The organism is Phaeodactylibacter sp. (assembly GCF_022763345.1).
In the GTDB taxonomy this organism is placed as follows: Bacteria; Bacteroidota; Bacteroidia; order Chitinophagales; family Saprospiraceae; genus Phaeodactylibacter.
On the sequence record NZ_JALEGS010000068.1, the window covers coordinates 194599 to 213793 of the forward strand.

Genomic DNA, 19195 nt, shown 5'->3' on the forward strand with positions numbered 1-19195 from the left:
CGCCATTTTCCAAATCAAGGTGTAAACCTTTCAGTCAGGTTATTTTCGGATAATCAGCTTCTTCGTTAGCTGTCCGTTACCCGTGCGCAGGCTAACGGCATAGATGCCGCTTGGGAGGTCTGTGGTTTCCAGGCGCATCTGACGGGCACCACTTGGAAAGCGTACCTGCAGCAGCAGTTGGCCTTGCAGATTGAAGAGCATCACCTCAGCCTGTTGCTCTACCGGGTGGTCCAGTTGAAGAGTCACCTCGTCCTGTGTAGGGTTGGGGAATAGCGACAAGTCATTGCTCAATCCTTCTTCACGGGTATTTACTACCGCGCCTTCGTCAATGACGATATTGAAGGTTTCGGTGCCGATAAAGCCGCCGTCAGGATTCTCCAATACAAAAACAAACTCATCGGCTTGTGTATCGCTGCCATCGTGTACGTACACCAGGTTTAACGACTCGATGGTCTCTTGTGTGAAGTGGTCATTGACAGCCAGCTCAAAGCCGCCGCGGAACAGCTGCCCGTGCTCCGGAAGCGTAATGATTCGGTACTTGAGCTGTGCTGCGCCATAGTTTTCGTCTGAGGCGCTGAGCTCGGCTGTGGTAACTGTATTGCCGCCACCCGGAGGTACATTGAGTGGCTCATTGGTCAGCAGGCTAGGCTTAGCAGGTTCTGCTGTAGCGCAAAACTCAATAGACCAGCTTTCGATAGCCCCACCGCCACCGCTGCCGACCGCCTGTACTTTCAGCTGCCACTCACCTGCAGTGCCTTCTCCGTCAAAGTCGGAAAGGCTGCCTTCCGGCTGCGCAATCTGCCCGGTAAGCGGAGGGCAGTTGATACCAAATGGCGCCTCATCGTCAAAGCCCAGACGGATAAGCCCCGTACTCAGGCAGTTTTGATCGAAGAGCAGGACTTCGGTGCTCTCGGGGCTGATGAGGGAAATTTTTAGGTTGTTAACCGGCTGATAGGAGACCTCCACGTCCGACAGGTTGATGTCGCTGATCGTCCCTGTCTCCAAAATATCCAATCTGGAGATTTTTTCGTTTGGATTAGAAGCAATATTAATTGGAAGGTCATTGGCCGCATATTCCTCGCAGGAAATACTGGCGGTGCGGAAAACAGATGGATCCGTCCAATCACCAGGGCCGCATTCTTCACTTACCGGCCGGATTCTCCAGTAGAAGAACTCATTGTTTTCCAGTATGATATCGTCTGGTACAAAATCAGTAGTTTCCAGAATGTCATTTTCGCTGTAGATGACCGAAGCTCCAAAAGCCGGGCTGGTGGCGAGCTCAAAATCATAGCGATCGGCATCTGGCACATCGCTCCAGCTATAGGGCGTAGAGAGGACAATATCGGCGGTGCCATTGGTTGGGAAGAGCAGTTCCAGTTCGGAGAAGTCATTGGAAATAGTAGACAGGTTGAGGAAGCGTACTGCTGCCAGGAGGCTATCGGTTACACCTGTAACTTCCAGGTTGAAGTTATCTTCCGCAAAGGTGCTCCAATCAATGGTCAGTGTGGTGGTGTTGCCGGGCGTGACCGGGTTTTCGCTGAAGCTTACGACAGCTTCGGCAGGCAGATCGCCCTCCAGTGACAGCGTAATAGGCTGGTCAAAACCAAGGATAGGCGAAGTGCTGATGTCAATGGTGGTTACATCAGGAAGACAAACCGGGCTGACCGATTCGGGCGTAAGCGTCATGGCAAAACCAGGCTCTGTAGCGGGGGCGATTTCAAAGTCGGCATTAGAAATATCGAAGAAGATATTCTCTGATGCTTCTACCCGGATACGGGCATCAGTGGAAACTGCATCCGGAACGGTAATAAAAGCACTGCCGTCATTGGGCGTCCCTTCCAGCAAGGTGAAAGGATAGGTCTGCCCGCCGTCTACGGATAACTTTATATCAACGTGGTAGCAGCGCACCCGGTTGTTATCGGTATTGGCTACATCCCAGCGTACTTCCTGATAGCCGCCAACGGTCCACACGACAGTATCTGAGTTGGGGATTTGCACACGGAAAGGCCCGGAGTTTTCGTCCGATTTGAAAGCCACAGCAGCCCATACGGCATTGCCACCTTGTGGGTTGTTGTCCCGAACGGTGCAGCGGAAGGTCAGGTTGCGGCCGTAATCGGGGAGTATTTCGGTGTTATCGAAGTTGTTGTTGATGATTTTATTGAGCCTTGGGAAAACCCGGGTTGGGGATTCCACGGGAGAGAAGGACCGGAAAAGCGGGCTGTCTCCCTGAGGGTTGCCCAGGCCTACATCGTTAGGGCCGAGGTTGTACTGTTCCCAGCAGTAAGTAATGGCATCACCATCGGGGTCTGCACCCATTGCAGTCAATTGAAAAGGAGTACTCAGAGGGATCCAGAATCCGTCTTCCAATGGGATTTCTACAGTGGGCTCTGCATTAGTCGTAGGGGTTTTGGTGGGGCAGTTGTCGCCATTGCCTTCCCGGGTGTAGTTAAAAATTTGTTGCAGTGACCCGGTGTGGTAGTGGTCATCGGTCATATCGGTGATATTGTCATCTGGGGCGCAAATGCCCGCGTACGCCATGATAGTGCTGCCACTACCGGGCTCGAAAGCGGTCGCGGCGGTTACATTCTGGCAACTGTTCATCGTGTGGGTAGCGCTGAACTGATGCCCCATTTCGTGCGCAATGATATCAATAACGAAGGGATCACCTTCCGGAAGGGTAATGCCCGATACGCCATTGGCTTTGTTGGTGTTGCAAGCTGAACTCAAAGAAGCCACACCGTTGCCTACAAAGTCATTGTGAACGTTGAGGACATGCCCTATATCATAGTTGCTCAGGCCAATAGTGGCGTTGATGATATTCCCGATTTGATTGAGCAGCTCTCCGGTATTACCATTAGAGAGGTTGTCGGTCTCAGGGTCTGTGAAGATGATTTGATCATTGTTGTCAATCAGTTCTACCCGGATTGCCAAATCGCGCTCAAAAAGTTGATTCAGGCGATTGACCTTGAGTACCATAGCTTCGAGGGCATCTTCCTTTGTGCCACCGTGGTACTCCGTGTATTCTCCTGTGCAGGCCATGGCTAAACGGTAGGTGCGCAGGGTCGCCTGCATGAGTAAACCGCGCTCACTGATGGCTGGTGTTTCGGTTGAATGAGCTTCTTCCTGTTCTTCCACCTCACAGCGGAATTCCTGATAAAGTTGTGCATTAGGATTTTGGCGGGTTGCGTATGCAATGTAGGCTGAGCCGGCCTGATCAATATACACGCGGCCTTCATCGGCCATAATTGTGGCGTAGAAGCCTTTGTCAGGGCCAAAGCCCAGGCGGATGGATTCGCGGGGGTTATCCGGATTCCAGCCCCGAAAGGTTTGGATAGCCGGGTAGCGTTGTGCCAGTCCGGGCGCCATGACAGGTGCTTCCACAATAACAAAAGCCTTTAGGGTGCCATCTGGCATCGGCATCATCAGCTCTAGTGGTGCCGCTTCAGTAAATTCGGCTGGTGCGTCGCGTAATGCCGCTTTCATACCCTGAAGGTTTAGGTTGAAAGCCTCGTAATGGTCGACTTTGTACTGTCTTTGTTGCAGCGGTTGCTGTAAAGCAGACCTGGATTCAGCTGTGGTCCAGAAATTCTGTTGCCCTATCGCCGGAATCACCATGGATAGTAAAAGCAGATAAGTAAGCGTAAATCTCATTTTAGTTGTTTTTTTCCAAATGATAGACAAATTCAAAGCGTCGCAGTTCTCAGAGGAGTGGAAAAGTAACAGTATTTGTTTTTTTGACCAGGGCTTTGGCGGTATTTAATATTACCGGGCAGCATTACACTGCCCGGCCAAATTTTTTAGGTGTTAGTGAACAGCTATTTTTCGAATGACAGCACCTTGCTGCGTTTGTACGTTGAGCAGGTAAATCCCCCGGGGCAGCTGGCTGATATCCAGGTCTACGTTGCCGCTGACACGATTGAATGCCTGCTGTGTAAGCATTTGTCCCTGTAGGTTGATCAACCGTAGCGTTACGGGGCCTTCCACCGCTTGCCCGAATGCAACATTCAGCAGGTCGCTTGCCGGGTTAGGGAATACCTTGAGCGTTTGATCAAGCTGTTGGTCAAAAGTGCCAACCGTGGCATCTTCATCAATTTGAATACTAAAGGTTTGAGTGGGGATCCATCCGCCCTCCGGGTTCTCCACGATAAACGTGAACCCATCTGCTTCCGTATTGCTGCCATCATGTACGTAGGTCAGGTTGAATAGGCTAATGGTCTGTTGCGTAAACTGATCACCTACACCAAGCAGGTCGCCCCCACGGAAAAGCTGACCGTTTTCGGGGAGTGTGATGATGGTGTATTCGATATCTTCCGGAGCACTTGTATTATCCTGTACCTCCAGTTCATTTACGGTGATGGTATTGCCCCCACCCGGCGGCACAGCCAGTATCTCGTTTCTGATTACGGTGGGAGAAGACGGCGTTACAGCAGCACAGAATTCCAGCCCCCACTTCTCGAGTGCGCCTCCACCGGTGCCTTGTTGAATGATTTCGATTTCCAGCGTCCACTCTCCAAAAGTATCTTCTCCATCAAAGGCGGAGAGGGGCTCGTGGGGCTTTACAGGAATGGTGGTGATGGGAGGGCAGGCGATAGCGTTCGGGGCTTCATCGTCAAAGGAAGCCCGGAGCAGCGGCGAACCAAAGCAGGACTGGTCGAACAGGACTACACGGGTCCCGGCTGGGCTGATCACCGACACGCGAAGTACATTGACCGTCTGGTAAGGGATCTCCAGCTCATCGATATTGATATCGCTAATGGTGCCGCTTTCGGTGACAAATATCTTGGATGTTCTTATGCCCGGCTGATTGGAGAGGTTAATAGGCAAATCTACGGGCAAGTTGTTCACACAGTCTACCGTAGAGGTTCGGAAGGCTATAGGCTCAAGGTATGCTCCCGGGCCACAATCATTCTCTGGGCGTACCCGCCAGAAATAAAGCTCATTTTGCTCAAAAAAGCCTTCTGGTTGATAGACCGCCTCCGTTAGCCCCGAAGATTCCTCAAAGATCGTACCCTCTTCAAAAGTGGGGCTGGTAGCAATCTGAATATCATAGCGGTCAGCACTTGGTACGTCCAGCCAGCTGAAATCTGTACTAAATACAATGCCAGACTGACCATCCACAGGCGTAAGCATTTCCAGGGCTGAATAATCGCTGGACAAAGTAATCACCCGAATCTCCCGCAAAGAGGTATCGACGCCCGGTATCACGGCCTGAACCATTAGATTGATGGTGTCTCTTCCTTCGTTTGGCGCAATATTCAGATTCAGGAACGCAGATTCGCCCGCAGTTACGGAATTTGAAGTAAAGTTTGCAGAAGACCCTGCCGGAAGTTCACCAATAAGGCTCAGTGTGAGGGTACTATCAAAATCAAGGATGGAAGTAGTACTGACCTCTATGCTCAGCGCCTCACTGGGCAGGCATACCAACGGGAAGGTGGCAGGCGATACACTCATCGCATAGCCAGGCTCCGTGGCAGGCTCAATGGCAAAGTCGAAGTCGTTGATATCGAAGAAGATATTGTCGGAAGCCTTGATTTTGATCCGTGCATCGTTCGTTGACAGATCTGGTACGTCTACAAAAGCTGACCCGTCATTTGGTGTAGCTTCCAGTAGGGTGTAGGGATAAGTAAATCCGCCATCCACAGACAGCAGCACATCTACATATTGGCAGTTAACCCGTGGGTTGGTGGTATTGGCGACATCCCATGTCACCTCGCGGTATTCTCCACCGGTCCAGGTCACACCTGTTCCATTTCCGGTCAGCACGACGAATGGGCCTGCCGTTTCGTCTGATTGGAATGAAACAGGCTGCCATACAGCAGACCCATGATTGATGTTATTGTCGCGTACGACGAATTGTAAAGTCAAATCACGGCTGTAAGTCGGCAATACTTCGGTATTATCGAAATCGTTATTGATAATCTTATCCATTCTGGGGAACACCCGGGTGTTCCCATTTGCAGATGGGGGGAAGGAACGGAAAAGCGGCGCATTGCCTATGGGCTCACCAATTGGTGAGACGGGCCCAAGGTCAAATTGCTCCCAGATGTAAGTCAGGTTGTCTCCATCTTCATCCGTAGCAGTTGCGCTGAGTTCAAACGGTGTAGAAATGGGGATGAAAAACCCGCTTTCATAGGGCATTTGTATTTCTGGTTCATGATTTTCGGTAATGGTTTCTGTACCACAAGTGGCACCGGTACCCACTCTTGAATACCCAATGAGGTCTTCAAGTGAACCCACATTATAATAAGGGTCACGGAAAGCGATATTCTGGTTGCCGCAAGCGCCGGCATAAGACATGATGGTTGTTCCACTGCCCGGCTCGTAAGCGTTGGCAGAGGATAACTGATCCATGTTGCCGGGGCAATTGCTCCAGCTGTGGCCTACAGAGAATTGGTGGCCTACTTCGTGAGCCAAAGTGCCCTGAGCGGTGAAAACAAGATTGCTGGAAGAAAAGCAGGTTACGGCCCTGCCTTTATTGAGGGTGCAAACGCCTCCACCAGCTACGCCACCAACATCCGTGCACCCTCCTGTGAATATGTGGCCAATGTCGTAACTGTTGAGCCCAATAGCACCATTCAAATACCCCGCAATTTGATTTAGGAGGACAAGTCCCTGGTTCGCGCTGTTGAAGGGGTCGGTGCCGGGGTTAAGGTGGATCAGCTGGTCGTTGTTGGGTACGAGCTCCATACTGACTGAGCTTTCGGTTTGGAGGACTTCATTCAACCGGTTGAAGATCGTGGCATAGGCGCCAAGAACGTCATCCATCGTACCCCCCTGATTCTGGGCAAACTCCCCGGTGCAGGCAGCGGCCATACGGTAGGTTCGAAGTGGCAGGCTGGCACCGGAAAAGCTACGGAATGATAAAGCTTCCGTATTGCCACGCTGGTGTTCTTCACCAAAGTGCTCCTCGTGTATCTGATCATTGAACCCGCATGAAGCATCTGTAAATGCCTCAGGAGCTACATCCTTTTTGCTGTAGAAGGCGTAATACCGAACCTGCCCGGAGGCGTAAGGCTCAATGTAAAACCTGCCCTCCGGAGTTTTGAGCCCCACGGTAAGGCCTTTGCTCGTTACTTCAAAACGGGCAGAGACAAGGGGGCGGTTTTTGCTTATGGCGGTGTACGCCTTAATATGTGGGTACTTCGCAGCCAGTTCAGGGGCCATGATCCGGGATTCCACCACATCAAATAGCTCTACGGTGCCATCAGGGAGCGGGAGTTCCACTTCAGCAGGGTTATGCTGTGCAGCTGCTGTGAAGGCAAGGGGGGCACCAGCAACCTGTTGAACAAAAGATGCATAATCTAAAGCCAGGGTACGGTATTGCTTTGCCGCGGTAGCGACTTCAGCTTCCGGAGCTAGCAGGATGCCCTGTTCACTAATCTCAGTCCACAAGCCGGACTGCGCATTCAAAAGAGAGCTTGCAAAAAAGCAAAGAAGAATAATAAAAATGGGTTTCATACTTCTACAGTTATACTGTCGTGGACGATATCCAAAACATGGGGTTATAGCCTTATCAGAAAAAGTACCGGGCAACGGTTAGCCGCCCGGTACTTTTGAATTCGTTTATTGTACAGATACTTTTCTGCTGACCAGCCCTTTTTCCGTCTGAACGGTAAGGAGGTAAATGCCCTTTGGAAGTTGATCAACATTTAATGTAACGGTTCCACTAATACTGTTGTAGGCCTGTTGAGTGATGACTTGTCCCTGCAAATTAATCAATTGCAAAGCTACGGTGCCATCAATGGCTTGCCCAAACGCTACATTCAACATATCCCGGGTAGGGTTAGGGAATACTTTGAGCGTTTCATCCAGTCTTTGGTCAGCAGTGCCAACGGTCGCATTTTCATCGATCTGTATGCTGAAAGTCTGCGTAGGAATCCATCCGCCCTCCGGGTTCTCCACAATAAAGGTAAACGCATCCGTTTCCGTATTACTGCCATCGTGCACGTAGGTCAGGTTGAACAGGTTGATTGTCTGCTGGGTAAATTCGTCACCTACGCCAAGCAGGTCGCCCCCACGGAAAAGCTGGCCGTTTTCGGGAAGGGTGACAATGGTGTACTCAAGTTCTTGCGGCGCACTTTCACTATCCTGTACCTCCAGTTCATTCACTGTGATGGTGTTGCCACCACCGGGAGGTACAGCGAGGACTTCGTTCCTGATCAATGCAGGGGAAGAGGGTGTTATAGCTGCACAGAATTCCAGTCCCCACTTTTCCAATGCGCCACCTCCGGTACCTTGCTGGGTTATTTCAACTTCCAGTGTCCATTCCCCAAAAGTGTCTTCTCCGTCAAAGGCAGAGAGCGGTTCATGTGGCTTTACCGGAATCGTCGTGATAGGGGGGCAGGCAATTGGGTTTGGGGCTTCATCGTCAAAGGAAGCCCGAAGTAGCGGAGAGCCGAAGCAGGACTGATTGAACAAGACCACCCGGGTCCCGGCAGGGCTGATCACCGACACCCGAAGTACATTCACTGTTTGATAGGGGATTTCCAGCTCATCAATATTGATATCACTGATAGTGCCGCTTTCAGCAACGAAAATCTTGGAGGTCCGTACCCCGGGGTTATTTGAGAGGTTTATGGGTAAGTCTACCGGTAAGTTGTTTTCACAGTCTACACTGGAAGTTCGGAAGGCATTAGGCTCCAGATAATTTCCTAGTCCGCAATCGTTACCGGGGCGTATGCGCCAGAAGTAGAGCTGGTTTTGCTCGAAGAAACCTTCCGGTTGGTAGGCTGCTTCGGTGAGCCCCAAAGCCTCCTCAAAGATGGTACCCTCCTCAAAAGTAGGGCTGGTAGCAATCTGAATATCATAAAGGTCGGCACTCGGTACGTCCAGCCAGCTGAAATCTGAACTGAAAACAATGCCGGATTCGCCATCAACGGGCGTAAGCATTTCCAGCTCCGAATAATCACTGGATAAGGTGATCACCCGAATTTCCCGGAAGGAAGTATCAACGCCGGGAACCATCGCCTGCACAAGTAGGTCAAGGGTGTCCCTGCCCTGGTTAGGAGCGATATCAAGGTTCAGGAAGGTTGATGCGCCTACGGCTAGTGTGTCCGAGGTAAAGGTAGCAGAAGAACCCGCGGGCAGTTCACCTACAAGGCTCAGCATCAGCGTGGTGTCGAACCCAAGGATTGCGCTGGTGCTGATTTCGATGCTCAAAGCTTCGCTTGGCAGGCACACCAGTGGAAAAGTAGCAGGTGCCACGCTCATCGCATAGCCCGGCTCGGTAGCGGCCTCAATCGTAAAGTCAAAATCATTGATGTCGAAGAAAATATTATCAGAAGCCTGTATGCGGATACGGGCGTCTTCGGTGGCTACGTCCGGTACATCTACAAAGGCTGAGCCGTCGTTTGGCGTCGCTTCCAGCAGGGTGTAGGGATAGGTGAAACCACCATCCACAGAAAGCAGCACATCCACATACTGGCAGTTGACGCGTGGGTTGGTGGTGTTGGCCACATCCCAGGTCACTTCGCGGTAGTCCCCCCCGGTCCAGCTTAGGCCGTTTTCATTACCGGTCAGCACCACAAAAGGCCCGGCTGTTTCGTCTGCCTTAAATGCGACAGGTTGCCAAACGGCAGAACCATGGTTGACGTTGTTGTCACGGACGACAAACTGGAAAGTCATATCCCTGCTGTACGTGGGGAGTACTTCCGAAGCATCGTAGTTGTTGTTGATAATTTTGTTGAGACGGGGGAAAGTCCTGGTGTGGCCGGAAGGCGAAGGTGCGAAAGTCCGGAAAAGCGGCGCATTGCCAAAAGGCTCGCCAATTGGAGATACCGGGCCGAGGTCAAACTGCTCCCATACGTAGGTCAGGTTATCCTCGTCTTCATCGGTAGCTGACGCACTTAATCTAAATGGCGTGGAGATGGGAATAAAGAAACCATCTTCATAGTCCATCTGTATGACGGGCTCGTGGTTGTCCGTAATGGTTTCTGTTCCGCAGTCAGACCCGGTACCCTGTCGTGAAAAACCAATGAAGTCTTCCAGAGAGCCGATGTTGTAGTAGTCGTCGTTATTGGTGACTATATTCTGGTTGCCACAAGAGCCGGCGTAAGACATGATGGTACTGCCGCTGCCTGGCTCGTAGGCGTTCGAGCTGGACAACTGCTCCAAAATACCCGGGCAGTTATTCCAGCTGTGGCCAGCAGAAAACTGATGGCCGACCTCATGCGTAACAATCCGGTCCACGATGGCTACAACGTTGCTAAAGGAAAAACAGGTCACGCCCCGTCCTTTGCCGGGGGTACATACCGCACCGCTTACCACGCCGCCTACGTCCGTACAACCTCCGGTGAAGATATGACCAATGTCAAAGCTGTTCAACCCGATAGCGCCGTTCAAAAAGTCTTGGTTTTGCCCAAGCAGGGCGCCTCCCATGTTTGCATTATTGAAAGGGTCTGTGCCGGGGTCCAGGTGAATCAATTCATCGTTATTGGGAATAAGCTCCATGGCAACAGAGACTTCTGACTGGAACACCTCATTCATCCGGTTGAGGGCCACAGCATAGGCACTCATGACATCATCCATGGTGCCGCCCTGCCCCTGTGCGAACTCACCCGTACAAACCAGCGCCATGCGGTAGGTACGCAAGGGTAAAGCCGCACCAGCTGTACTGCGGAAGGACAGTTCTTCCGATTCCCGAGTGCGTTCCTGATGGACTTCAGCCAGCATCTCTTCGGCATGATTGTCAAAACCACAAGTGAGCACGGGCGTTTCTTCGAGCTGCTGATGGCGTTTGTAGTAGCTGATGAAGTAACGGTTCTGGTGAGAAGCATAAGGCTCCACGTGTACACGGCCCTCAGGGGTGTTGATCCCTGCGCTAATCCCTTTGGTTGTTACTTCGAAGCGCGCCGTAACGAGCGGGCGGTCTTTGCTGATCGCTGTGTAAGCTTTGATATAGGGGTATTTTGCAGCCAGCTCAGGCGCCATGATTCTTGACTCCACAACTTCAAACTTCTCAATCGTGCCATCCGGAAGCGGGAGTTCAATTTCAGCAGGAGCATTCTGAGCCGTTGCTGTGAATGCAAGCGGCGCATTGGCAATCTGTTCCACAAATGCCTCATACTCCAGCGCCAGAGTGCGGTATTGGGTTGCGGTGATTGCGACCTCAGACTCCATAGGGAGCATGATGCGCTGTTCGCTAACATCTGTCCAAAAACTGGACTGCGCCCCCGCAAAGCCGAGGATAAATAAACTAAGGAGAAAAGTAAACAATGATTTCATAATTCTACAGTTGTTCTGCAATGACCTTGATCCATAAATTCAGGGCCGGGCCTGATGATATAATTGCTGCACTTTGTTTGGCGCAGTTAAGTCTTGCTTTCAGTGGTTTTTTTGAGGGCTTCTTTAAAAAGGACACTCCCTTTGTGCCGGGCTCAGGAGAGTACGGCTCATTGGAAAAGTCCCGGTTTTAAGCAATAAAGTTTGGCAATCAGCGGGCTGCATCCTAATGAATAGACACAAATTTACTAGTATTCACCTATTCCTGTAAAGAAGATGCCAATATTGTTTGTCGGGATATGGCGGTCATTGGTAGAAAATCGGCATTTTCAAGGCTTTTCCTCCTCCAGTTCCACCCATTGGCCACTCAACGGGAAGTGGATCAGGCAGCGGACTCTGGGCTGCCCAAGTACGGCCTTAATGCCGCGCATAGCCAGAAATGCCCAGCCGCCCATTTTACGTTGCGCCACAGCACCCAGTTTTCTGCCATCATTTTGGTCATGTCGGAGGTGCTGTATTATGATGGCTTCATCGGGTTTCAGTATCAAGTGGTGCAAATAGTCTTGAAAAAGCCGGCCCTTGTAAAAGAAATGCAAGGGATACTGCCGGTAATGAGCCTGGGGCTGGAATTGCCGGTCCAGCCCCTTATGCCAGGCATCGGCTTGTTGCAATATCGTGCGTGGCGGCAGGTGCTCCAGTTCGTACCGTTGCAGAAAACGCAGTGCCGCGTCCGTTCGACCTGTGGTATCGTGGTTCGGCTGATCCGCGAACAAAAAGGCGGTAACCGCGCGCAGTGCAGCTATGCGGTCTTCTCCCTCGGACAGCGCCATTGGGGTAGCATAAGCATAAGCCGGAAGCGGATGCACGCGGGCGTCTTCCACCTGATCTTGTGGGAAGAGGTAGTCAAAATGTTCATGCTTGCCCGGTCCGGCAGGCGTGCGGAGGAAAGTTATCGCTTCAGCAACTTCTGCTCCGGCTGGTTCAAAGCTTCTTTCATAAGTGAAGATTTCTGCTTCGATATTAATGAATTCATCTGCCCAGCTCCACGGGGTTTCCACGTTGCCAGGCTCAAGGGTGGGGTGGGCTTCTTCTCCAGCATGCCAGGTGCGGTTAAGCCATTTGGCCGGGCTTTCACGGGTGGGAAAAATGAGGTAATCCCGCGCACGGGTAATACCTACGTAGAGCAGCCGGGCTTCTTCTGCAAGGGCCTGCTTTCGGGCTCTGACACTGGCCGGGCTGCTTTGCAGTTGCTCGTCCCAATAGGTATTTTTGTACTGCTTGTCGTAAGGGTTAACCCAGTACCGAAGCCACCGCCCGCCGAGCACGTTGTCGAGGTCCACCTGATCGGTCTCTGAGATGATGTCAATGCCCCAGGGGTCGGCTCTCAGGTTGTTTTCCAGGTCATGGCAGATGACAACCGGCCATTCCAGGCCTTTGCTGCGGTGGTAGGTCAGTACATTGACCGCATCAGGCCCTTCACCGGAACCCTGCAGGTCGTTGCCATCCTTTTCCAACGCATTCAGCCAGAGTAGGAAGCCACCGGTAGAAGCCGCTGAGTGCATCCGGTTGCAGGCCGATTCGTACTGCAGCGCGTATTGGCGCAGCACGTCCACGTTGCTTAGCCGTTGTCGGGTATTCCCCCAGCGGGCAACGGTACGTCTGACCTGTAGCCGTTCCATGAGCAAGTCCAGGGTTTCTGCGCTGGATAGCTCCAGCGTGTTTTTGCGCAGGCTCTTTAATTGCTGGATGATTTCGGCTTCGGACTCCCAGGGTTGGAGCCCTTTCTCCCTGGCTTCCTTTGCCGCGACGTAACTGAGCCGGCTTTCGACAATTGTTTCCAGGTCATGGCTTCCGTAAAGCATTAAAACCTCTGCTACCGATAAGTCATCATAAGGGTTGATCAGGTATTTCAGGCAGGCCAGGATATAACGGGCTTCCGCCGTACGCAACAGCCCCGCTCTTGAGATTGCCGCTTTGAGCCCGGCTCTGTGCAGCGCTTCTGCCATGGCCTGGCAATTGTTGTTGGACCGGCAAAGAATAGCTACATCGCCCGGGCGTACCTGCCGGGGTGGACCGCCTGATTTAGGCTCGGTGTAATGCCCTTTTTCCAGCCACTGCCGCAGCGTGTCTGCCAGGCAGTTCTCCATCCAGGGGCGGCCGGGGGCGCGTTTGCCTTCCTCCTGCAAAAAATGCCAGTGGATCAGCGGATAGCCCAGCTCAGCAGGTTCCGGGCCGTCGTTTTTGCAGTCTGGGTTATTCTTGCCGTCCCGGCATCGCTTGGCTTTCAGGGCTACCTGCTCCTGCGGAAGATCGGGGAAGGCTTTGGTGAACAGGGCGTTGGTCGTATTGACAATCAATTCGCGGGAGCGCCAGGAGAACTCCTGAATGTCTTTTGGGTCAATACCGCCCTGCTGCTGAATGATAGCTTGCATCAGCTCGGGGTCTGCCCCCCGGAAGCCATAGATCGACTGCTTGGGGTCGCCCACCCATACAGAGTAGCGGGCAATGCGGGAGAGTTTTAGGAATATTTCGAGCTGAAGAGGGCTGGTATCCTGAAATTCGTCGACCATCAGAAGGTCAATCTCCGCCTGTAGAACGGCCTTGATCGGAGGCTGGTCCAGGAGCTGATTGACCAGCGTTTCCATGTCCGTGTAGTCGATCAGCCCCCTTTTTTTCTTGTATTGGTCAAACTCCTCAATAGCCGCCTGCGCCAGGTCAAAGAGGAGGTAGGTAAAGTTCTGTATGTCACGGTGGAAATCCGGGTGCTGATAGTGTTGGTAAGCAAATTCGAGAAGGTCTTCAGCCTCTTCCCGGCTTTTAGCACCCACGCCGAGCTTCGAAATTTTGGCCCACTCATGCCAGAACAGGTGCCCGCGGTTTTCCAAAGTACGTTGCATGCTCTTGAGGGTACTTACAGCGCCCTGGGTCTTCTTGGTATGGTCCTCGTTGTGCTCCAGCCTGGAAATGGTAGCCTGAAGCAAAGTGCGCAACCGGTCCTCATAGCTTTCACCCGACAAAGGTTTGGGGTCGCCGAGCAGTTCAAGGAAAGTCTTTACGGATTTGGCCTTGCTTTCCGATATAACTGTCGCCGGAAAATTATTGGAGCGGATGATCTCGGTGAGCTGTTTGAGCACATGACGCCAGTCGCTGTAACTTTGGGCAGTCAGGCCGAGCCGTTCGCTCAGAGCTTCCATCTGGTCTACCCGCTCTTCTGTCAGTACCGTTGCCAGCGATTGATTGAAAAGGTGCTGCTGGTCCTCATCGGCGATAATGTCCACCTGTGGGGAAACGCCCGCTTCAAAAGCAAACCGTTGCAACAACCGTACGCCCAGGCTGTGGACGGTCCCGATCATGGCATTGCTCAGCTGATCGGCTTCGGCAATACGGCCTTTGGCGAGCAGGCTGACGCGTACCCGTTCCTGCAACTCTGCAGCGGCCTTGTTGGTGAAGGTCGTAGCGATGATGCCACTGGCGCGAACATCTTTTTCCAGAAGTTCTGTCATTTCCTGCGTGAGGCGATAGGTCTTGCCACTGCCTGCGCCGGCGGAGATAATGCGTAAATTCATAAAAATTCGTTTGCCTGCTGCTTTGTGCCTGGATGGGATCAAGATAGCGCGATCGGAGAGAAATAAAAAACCGGGCAGGAAAACATCGTGATTTCCTGCCCGGTAGGCTCGTGATTGGACTATTTTTTAGTTGCCGGGGTCGGCATCGCCGTTGATGTCCCCCATCTTTATACCTATGAAGTCTGCATCGGTAACTCCAGTTGAAGGCAATTCATTGATTTCTATAGCGGTGGGGAGGTCTTCCAGCCATGGATTCTGAGGGTTAGGGAAACTGTAATCCGCCGTCAGGAATTTCCAGCTTGGGCTATTGCCCAGGGTGCTGACCTGACCTAGTATCGCCCGCCGGATGCCAATCATGTCGAGAATGGTAATCGAACTGGTGTTGTTGATATCCGCTGCCAGGTAGCTGTAAGGGTCACCAAAGGGCTGAATGCCAAGGATGTGCTGATTAATAAGGATCAGGTCGAAGGTAGATACACCGTTAAAAGGCTGTTCATCCAGGCTAACCGTTACGGAATAAGGCAGCCCAGCTTCGAGATGGATAAAGCCAAATTCCCCGTTATTGTCCGTTATGGTGCTGCCGTTAGCACTGCCGCTTAGGGTTACAAATGCTCCGACGATGGGTTCACCAGTCTTCGTGCGTACCTGCCCCCGAATCAGGCCTTCGATGACAATCGGAACACTCACGCGTGCCAGTCCGTAGTGGTTAGGCCGTGCGGCATCTTCCAGCTGGCCACCAATCAGGAAGGTGTTCTCATCCAACACCAGAGCAGTGCGGATGCGCTGCGTTTCAAAGCCTTCCTCATCGAGCGTTTCCAGGAGCAGGCCGTTGTTTTCGAGCAGGACCATCTGCGGGATGGGGGTATTACCGATTGAATCCACAGGCCCAACCGTTAGAATGCTTTCATTGGCGAGCAGCCCGACAAAGGCCGGGGCACCTTCCTCCGCTCCGGTAGCTGAACTAAAGAAACCAGGCAGGTCGAAGGCAGGGTCCAGCTGGCCATTCGGCAGCAGCCGTGTGAGGCAGGAGTCTGGCCCAACCGCAAACTGCCCGGCAAGCAGCAACGCTCCGTCGGGCTGCTCTGCAAAGCTGATTTGGCAATCGCCGGTGCAAACCAGGTTGGCGGGGGCATTGAAAGTAGGATCGGGCTGTAGGTTAGTGCTGAGTTGCAGCAGGGTAGAGGCAGGCCCTCCGTCCAGGCTGATATTTTCCCCGGCAATCAGAATGCGGCCGTCCGCCCGCCGGAATAGCCCACCGGCTTCCCCGCTGATCCGGTCAGAAAAGGTTTCATTAAGCGTGCCGTTGAAGTTAAACAGGGCAAAATTTTGGGCGACGATGCCCGGATCAAATACTGTAAAGTCGCCACCGGTCAGGACTTGTCCGCCGGGCAGCGGCAAGATGTGCAGAATGTCGCCGAGGGGGAGCGGGCTAATGGTGAAGGCAGGGTCAATTGCCCCGTTTGGCGTAAGCCGCAGCAGGGGAGACTGCCCCATGCTGTTGCCCGTGGCATTATTGGTGCCGCCCAGCAGCATACGCCCTTCTGTATCGACTGCTACAGTATTGATGGTATTTCGGTAACTGATGTTTGGGCTGTTAAAAGCGGGATCAATACTGCCGTTGCTCAGCATCAGGCGGGCGACGTTGACGCTATGCATGTCTCCGATCATTGCAAAGTCGCCACCTATGCAGACGCGGTTGTCATCATAGCGGGTGATGGAGTTGATGCGGCCCGGGCGCTCAAGCATGGCGTCAAAAGCGAGGTCCGGAATGCCCTGCTCATCAAAATGTGCCAGGCCCAGCGTTGGCTGCCCGTTGAATGCGCTGAAATTTCCACCGATAACGTAGCTGCCATCCTGATAAAAAGCCAACTGCCGGATTACGCCATCTGCACCAGCACCAAAATCGTAGTAGTCTAAGCCTGCATTGGGCACATACCGGTGTACAGCATTGGTGTTGTTGAACTCACCGGCAATCATAATGTCGCCGCCCGGAGAAAGCGCCAGTGCCATAGGAATGCCGAAGATGTCGCTCCAGTTGTTGATGCTGCCATCTACATTCAGGACCACCACCGCATACCGGACCAGGAAGGTGCTTGAGGTCAGTACAATGCGCCCCAAGTTGTCAAGGGCGATATCCCGGATAGAGGTCATGAAGTTGTTGACGCCCGGAAGGTCAGAAGAAAAGGTAAAGTTGTTAACAGGTTGCCCGTTGTAGGTCCGGTAGCTGATGTACCCTTCCGGCCCGTTGGGGCCACCGATAATCGTACCGCCAATAGCAAAGCGACCGTTCACCTGTGTGATCAGGTCACTAACGAAAATGGTGGTGCCGGGGTTGAGTGGGATGATCTGGTTCAGGCTGCCACTCGTATTCAATCGCACCAGCCCCTGTGCCTGCATGCCATCGAAAATCGTAAAAGCACCGCCCACGAGAATGGTGCCATTAAACTCCACTTCAATATCGTTGATGGTGCCCGCCGGTATGGTTCCGGCCTGGAAGCTCAGGTCCTGGCTGCCGTCGGTGTTTAGTCTTAGGATGTGGAGCTCATCTGTATTGGAGTCCGTGAAGGAGCCGCCGATGATCACTTTGCCATCCGGCTGAATGGCCAGTGCCGTAACCGAGAAAGGGATGCTGGCCTGAAAGGACTGGTCCAGCGTGCCATCCGCATTAAAACGGGCCACGCTTGATTCTTCAATCCGGTTGGCCATGGTGAAGGAGCCGGCAGCAATAAATTTACCGTCGGGGAGGAGTCTAAGCTTCTCCACATCACCGGGCCGCGTGATCAGGGGGGAAAATTCAGGGTCAATTGTTTGTGCTGCGGCTGAAAACTGCAGCAGCATGCTGGCGAGTGCCAGGCAGAGGATTCGATGTACCATTGGGATTATGTTTGTTGTTCACAATTATTCATTCATCCCCAAAGGGACAAATGATAGACATGGCAGGCAACCAACAGCTGCTTACCGGAATGGGGGAGGTGTTTTTCGAATCCGATTCTCAAAAAAGGCGTGCTGAGGCAGTAGCTAGCGGTGAACTGAGGGTAGTCAGGTTGACCGCTACTGTAGAGGGAATTTTGTGCTTAAAAGCCTAAAAATACGAAAACTATGAATTTAGTGCTCACTCTAAGGGTTAAAACTTATTGCGCCACATCATGCTTTCAACGGGCTTTTCAGTACGTTCCGTGTACTTGGCGTTTTCTTTCTTGTTATAATAATTTTGAATGGTGCCTTCTACCTGAAAGTAAATCAGTTGTCCGATAGGCATGCCCGCATAGACCCTAACGGGGTGGGTGCAGGAAATCTCGAGCGTCCAGGTGTTGCAAAAGCCAACGTCGCCTTTGCCTGCCGTAGCATGGATGTCGATGCCGAGGCGGCCCACACTAGACTTGCCTTCCAGGAAAGGTACCGAGTTGTGTGTCTCGGTGTACTCTTCGGTAACGCCCAGGTACAGGGTGTTGGGGTGGAGGACAAAGCCGGTTTCCGGTATTTCGAGGTACTCAATCCGGTTGTGCCGCCTTGCGTCGAGGATATGATCTTTGTAAATGGCCAGCGTCTTGCCCAGGTGCACATCATAGGAATTGGTGCCGAGGCAATCGGGGCGAAAGGGTTCAATGACAATCTCTCCCTGTTCAATACTTTCCAGAATACGGGTATCAGATAAGATCATAGCCTGCTGTAGTCTCAATGGTTAGCCCGCTAAGGTATTGGATTTTTCCGGCATGGACTGTTGTTGCACCTGTTTTATTGAGAGGGAGGGTTAAAATCTCCGAGACACATGAAAAAAATGTCAATTTATGCAATTTAGGGCAGGGGCTGTTGCGTTACTGTACCTCGAAATACGACTTTCTTGAAAACCTATTCGCGTTTTCTTTTCGAACACCCAAAATTTGACGACGCTATGAAAAAGGCAGTTTTGCTTTTTGCCCTGTTTGCAGTGAGCCTGCAGTTGACCGCTCAGGTTATTCCTTATCAGGAGCTGTCCCGCCCGGAACAAAAACCAGGCACAGACCTTAAAATTTACTTCGAAACGCCCCACGATCTGATTGTCGTACAGGATGGCTACATTTCTCATCAGTCCAAAAACTACCACGAAAGTACGCCGGGAGGCTATAGTGCTCAGCCCGTGCAGTATAGTGCTCAAACCGTGCTAGAGGGTATCCCCCTGAATGGTAATCAGCTGCTGGCTCTAAAAGACCGGATCAAAAATGCTGGATTGCTAAGTTTGAACGGAAATGCCTTCGGTGCCCCCGCCCATCAAAACGGTGAAGACCACATTATCCGGGTAGAAGTTGACGGACAGAAGCGCAACTTGATTTACCGCCGCAACGCCAGTTTTCCCAATGCGCCCGGCTCCTTCAATCAGGTGAGCGAGTACCTGTGGTGGCTGGTGACGGAAGTGGAACAGTAAAATCGTA

Annotated in this window: 7 protein-coding genes; 1 reads left to right on the forward strand and 6 read right to left on the reverse strand. The window is 52.3% G+C overall.

Annotation, left to right across the window (positions count from 1 at the left end; all coding sequences use genetic code 11):
• Positions 1-39: 39 nt before the first annotated feature.
• The 6 genes from MRY86_RS19300 to dcd all read right to left on the reverse strand — a co-directional run bounded on the left by MRY86_RS19300 (position 40) and on the right by dcd (position 18447).
• On the reverse strand, positions 40-3651 hold the full coding sequence (locus tag MRY86_RS19300) for a reprolysin-like metallopeptidase (protein ID WP_293564356.1): 3612 nt from the start codon (positions 3649-3651) through the stop codon (positions 40-42).
• Between the two features lie 153 nt (positions 3652-3804).
• Positions 3805-7458, reverse strand: coding sequence for a reprolysin-like metallopeptidase (locus MRY86_RS19305; protein WP_293564354.1), 3654 nt, complete (start codon positions 7456-7458; stop codon positions 3805-3807).
• 105 nt (positions 7459-7563) lie between these two features.
• Positions 7564-11223: a reprolysin-like metallopeptidase gene (locus tag MRY86_RS19310; protein ID WP_293571825.1), complete on the reverse strand. Its 3660-nt coding sequence runs from the start codon at positions 11221-11223 to the stop codon at positions 7564-7566.
• A gap of 326 nt (positions 11224-11549) precedes the next feature.
• Positions 11550-14786, reverse strand: a complete 3237-nt coding sequence (locus MRY86_RS19315) for a UvrD-helicase domain-containing protein (protein WP_293566848.1) — start codon at positions 14784-14786, stop codon at positions 11550-11552.
• 126 nt (positions 14787-14912) lie between these two features.
• On the reverse strand, positions 14913-17660 hold the full coding sequence (locus tag MRY86_RS19320; RefSeq protein ID WP_293566849.1) for a carboxypeptidase regulatory-like domain-containing protein: 2748 nt from the start codon (positions 17658-17660) through the stop codon (positions 14913-14915).
• Positions 17661-17910: 250 nt separating this feature from the next.
• Positions 17911-18447 carry a dCTP deaminase gene (dcd, locus tag MRY86_RS19325; protein ID WP_293566850.1) on the reverse strand — a complete coding sequence of 179 codons (537 nt, stop codon included), beginning with the start codon at positions 18445-18447 and terminating at the stop codon, positions 17911-17913.
• A gap of 231 nt (positions 18448-18678) precedes the next feature.
• Between dcd and MRY86_RS19330 the strand changes: the two genes are divergently transcribed.
• Entirely contained in the window at positions 18679-19188 is a 510-nt protein-coding gene (locus MRY86_RS19330) for a hypothetical protein (RefSeq protein ID WP_293566851.1), read from the forward strand.
• Positions 19189-19195 lie beyond the last annotated feature (7 nt).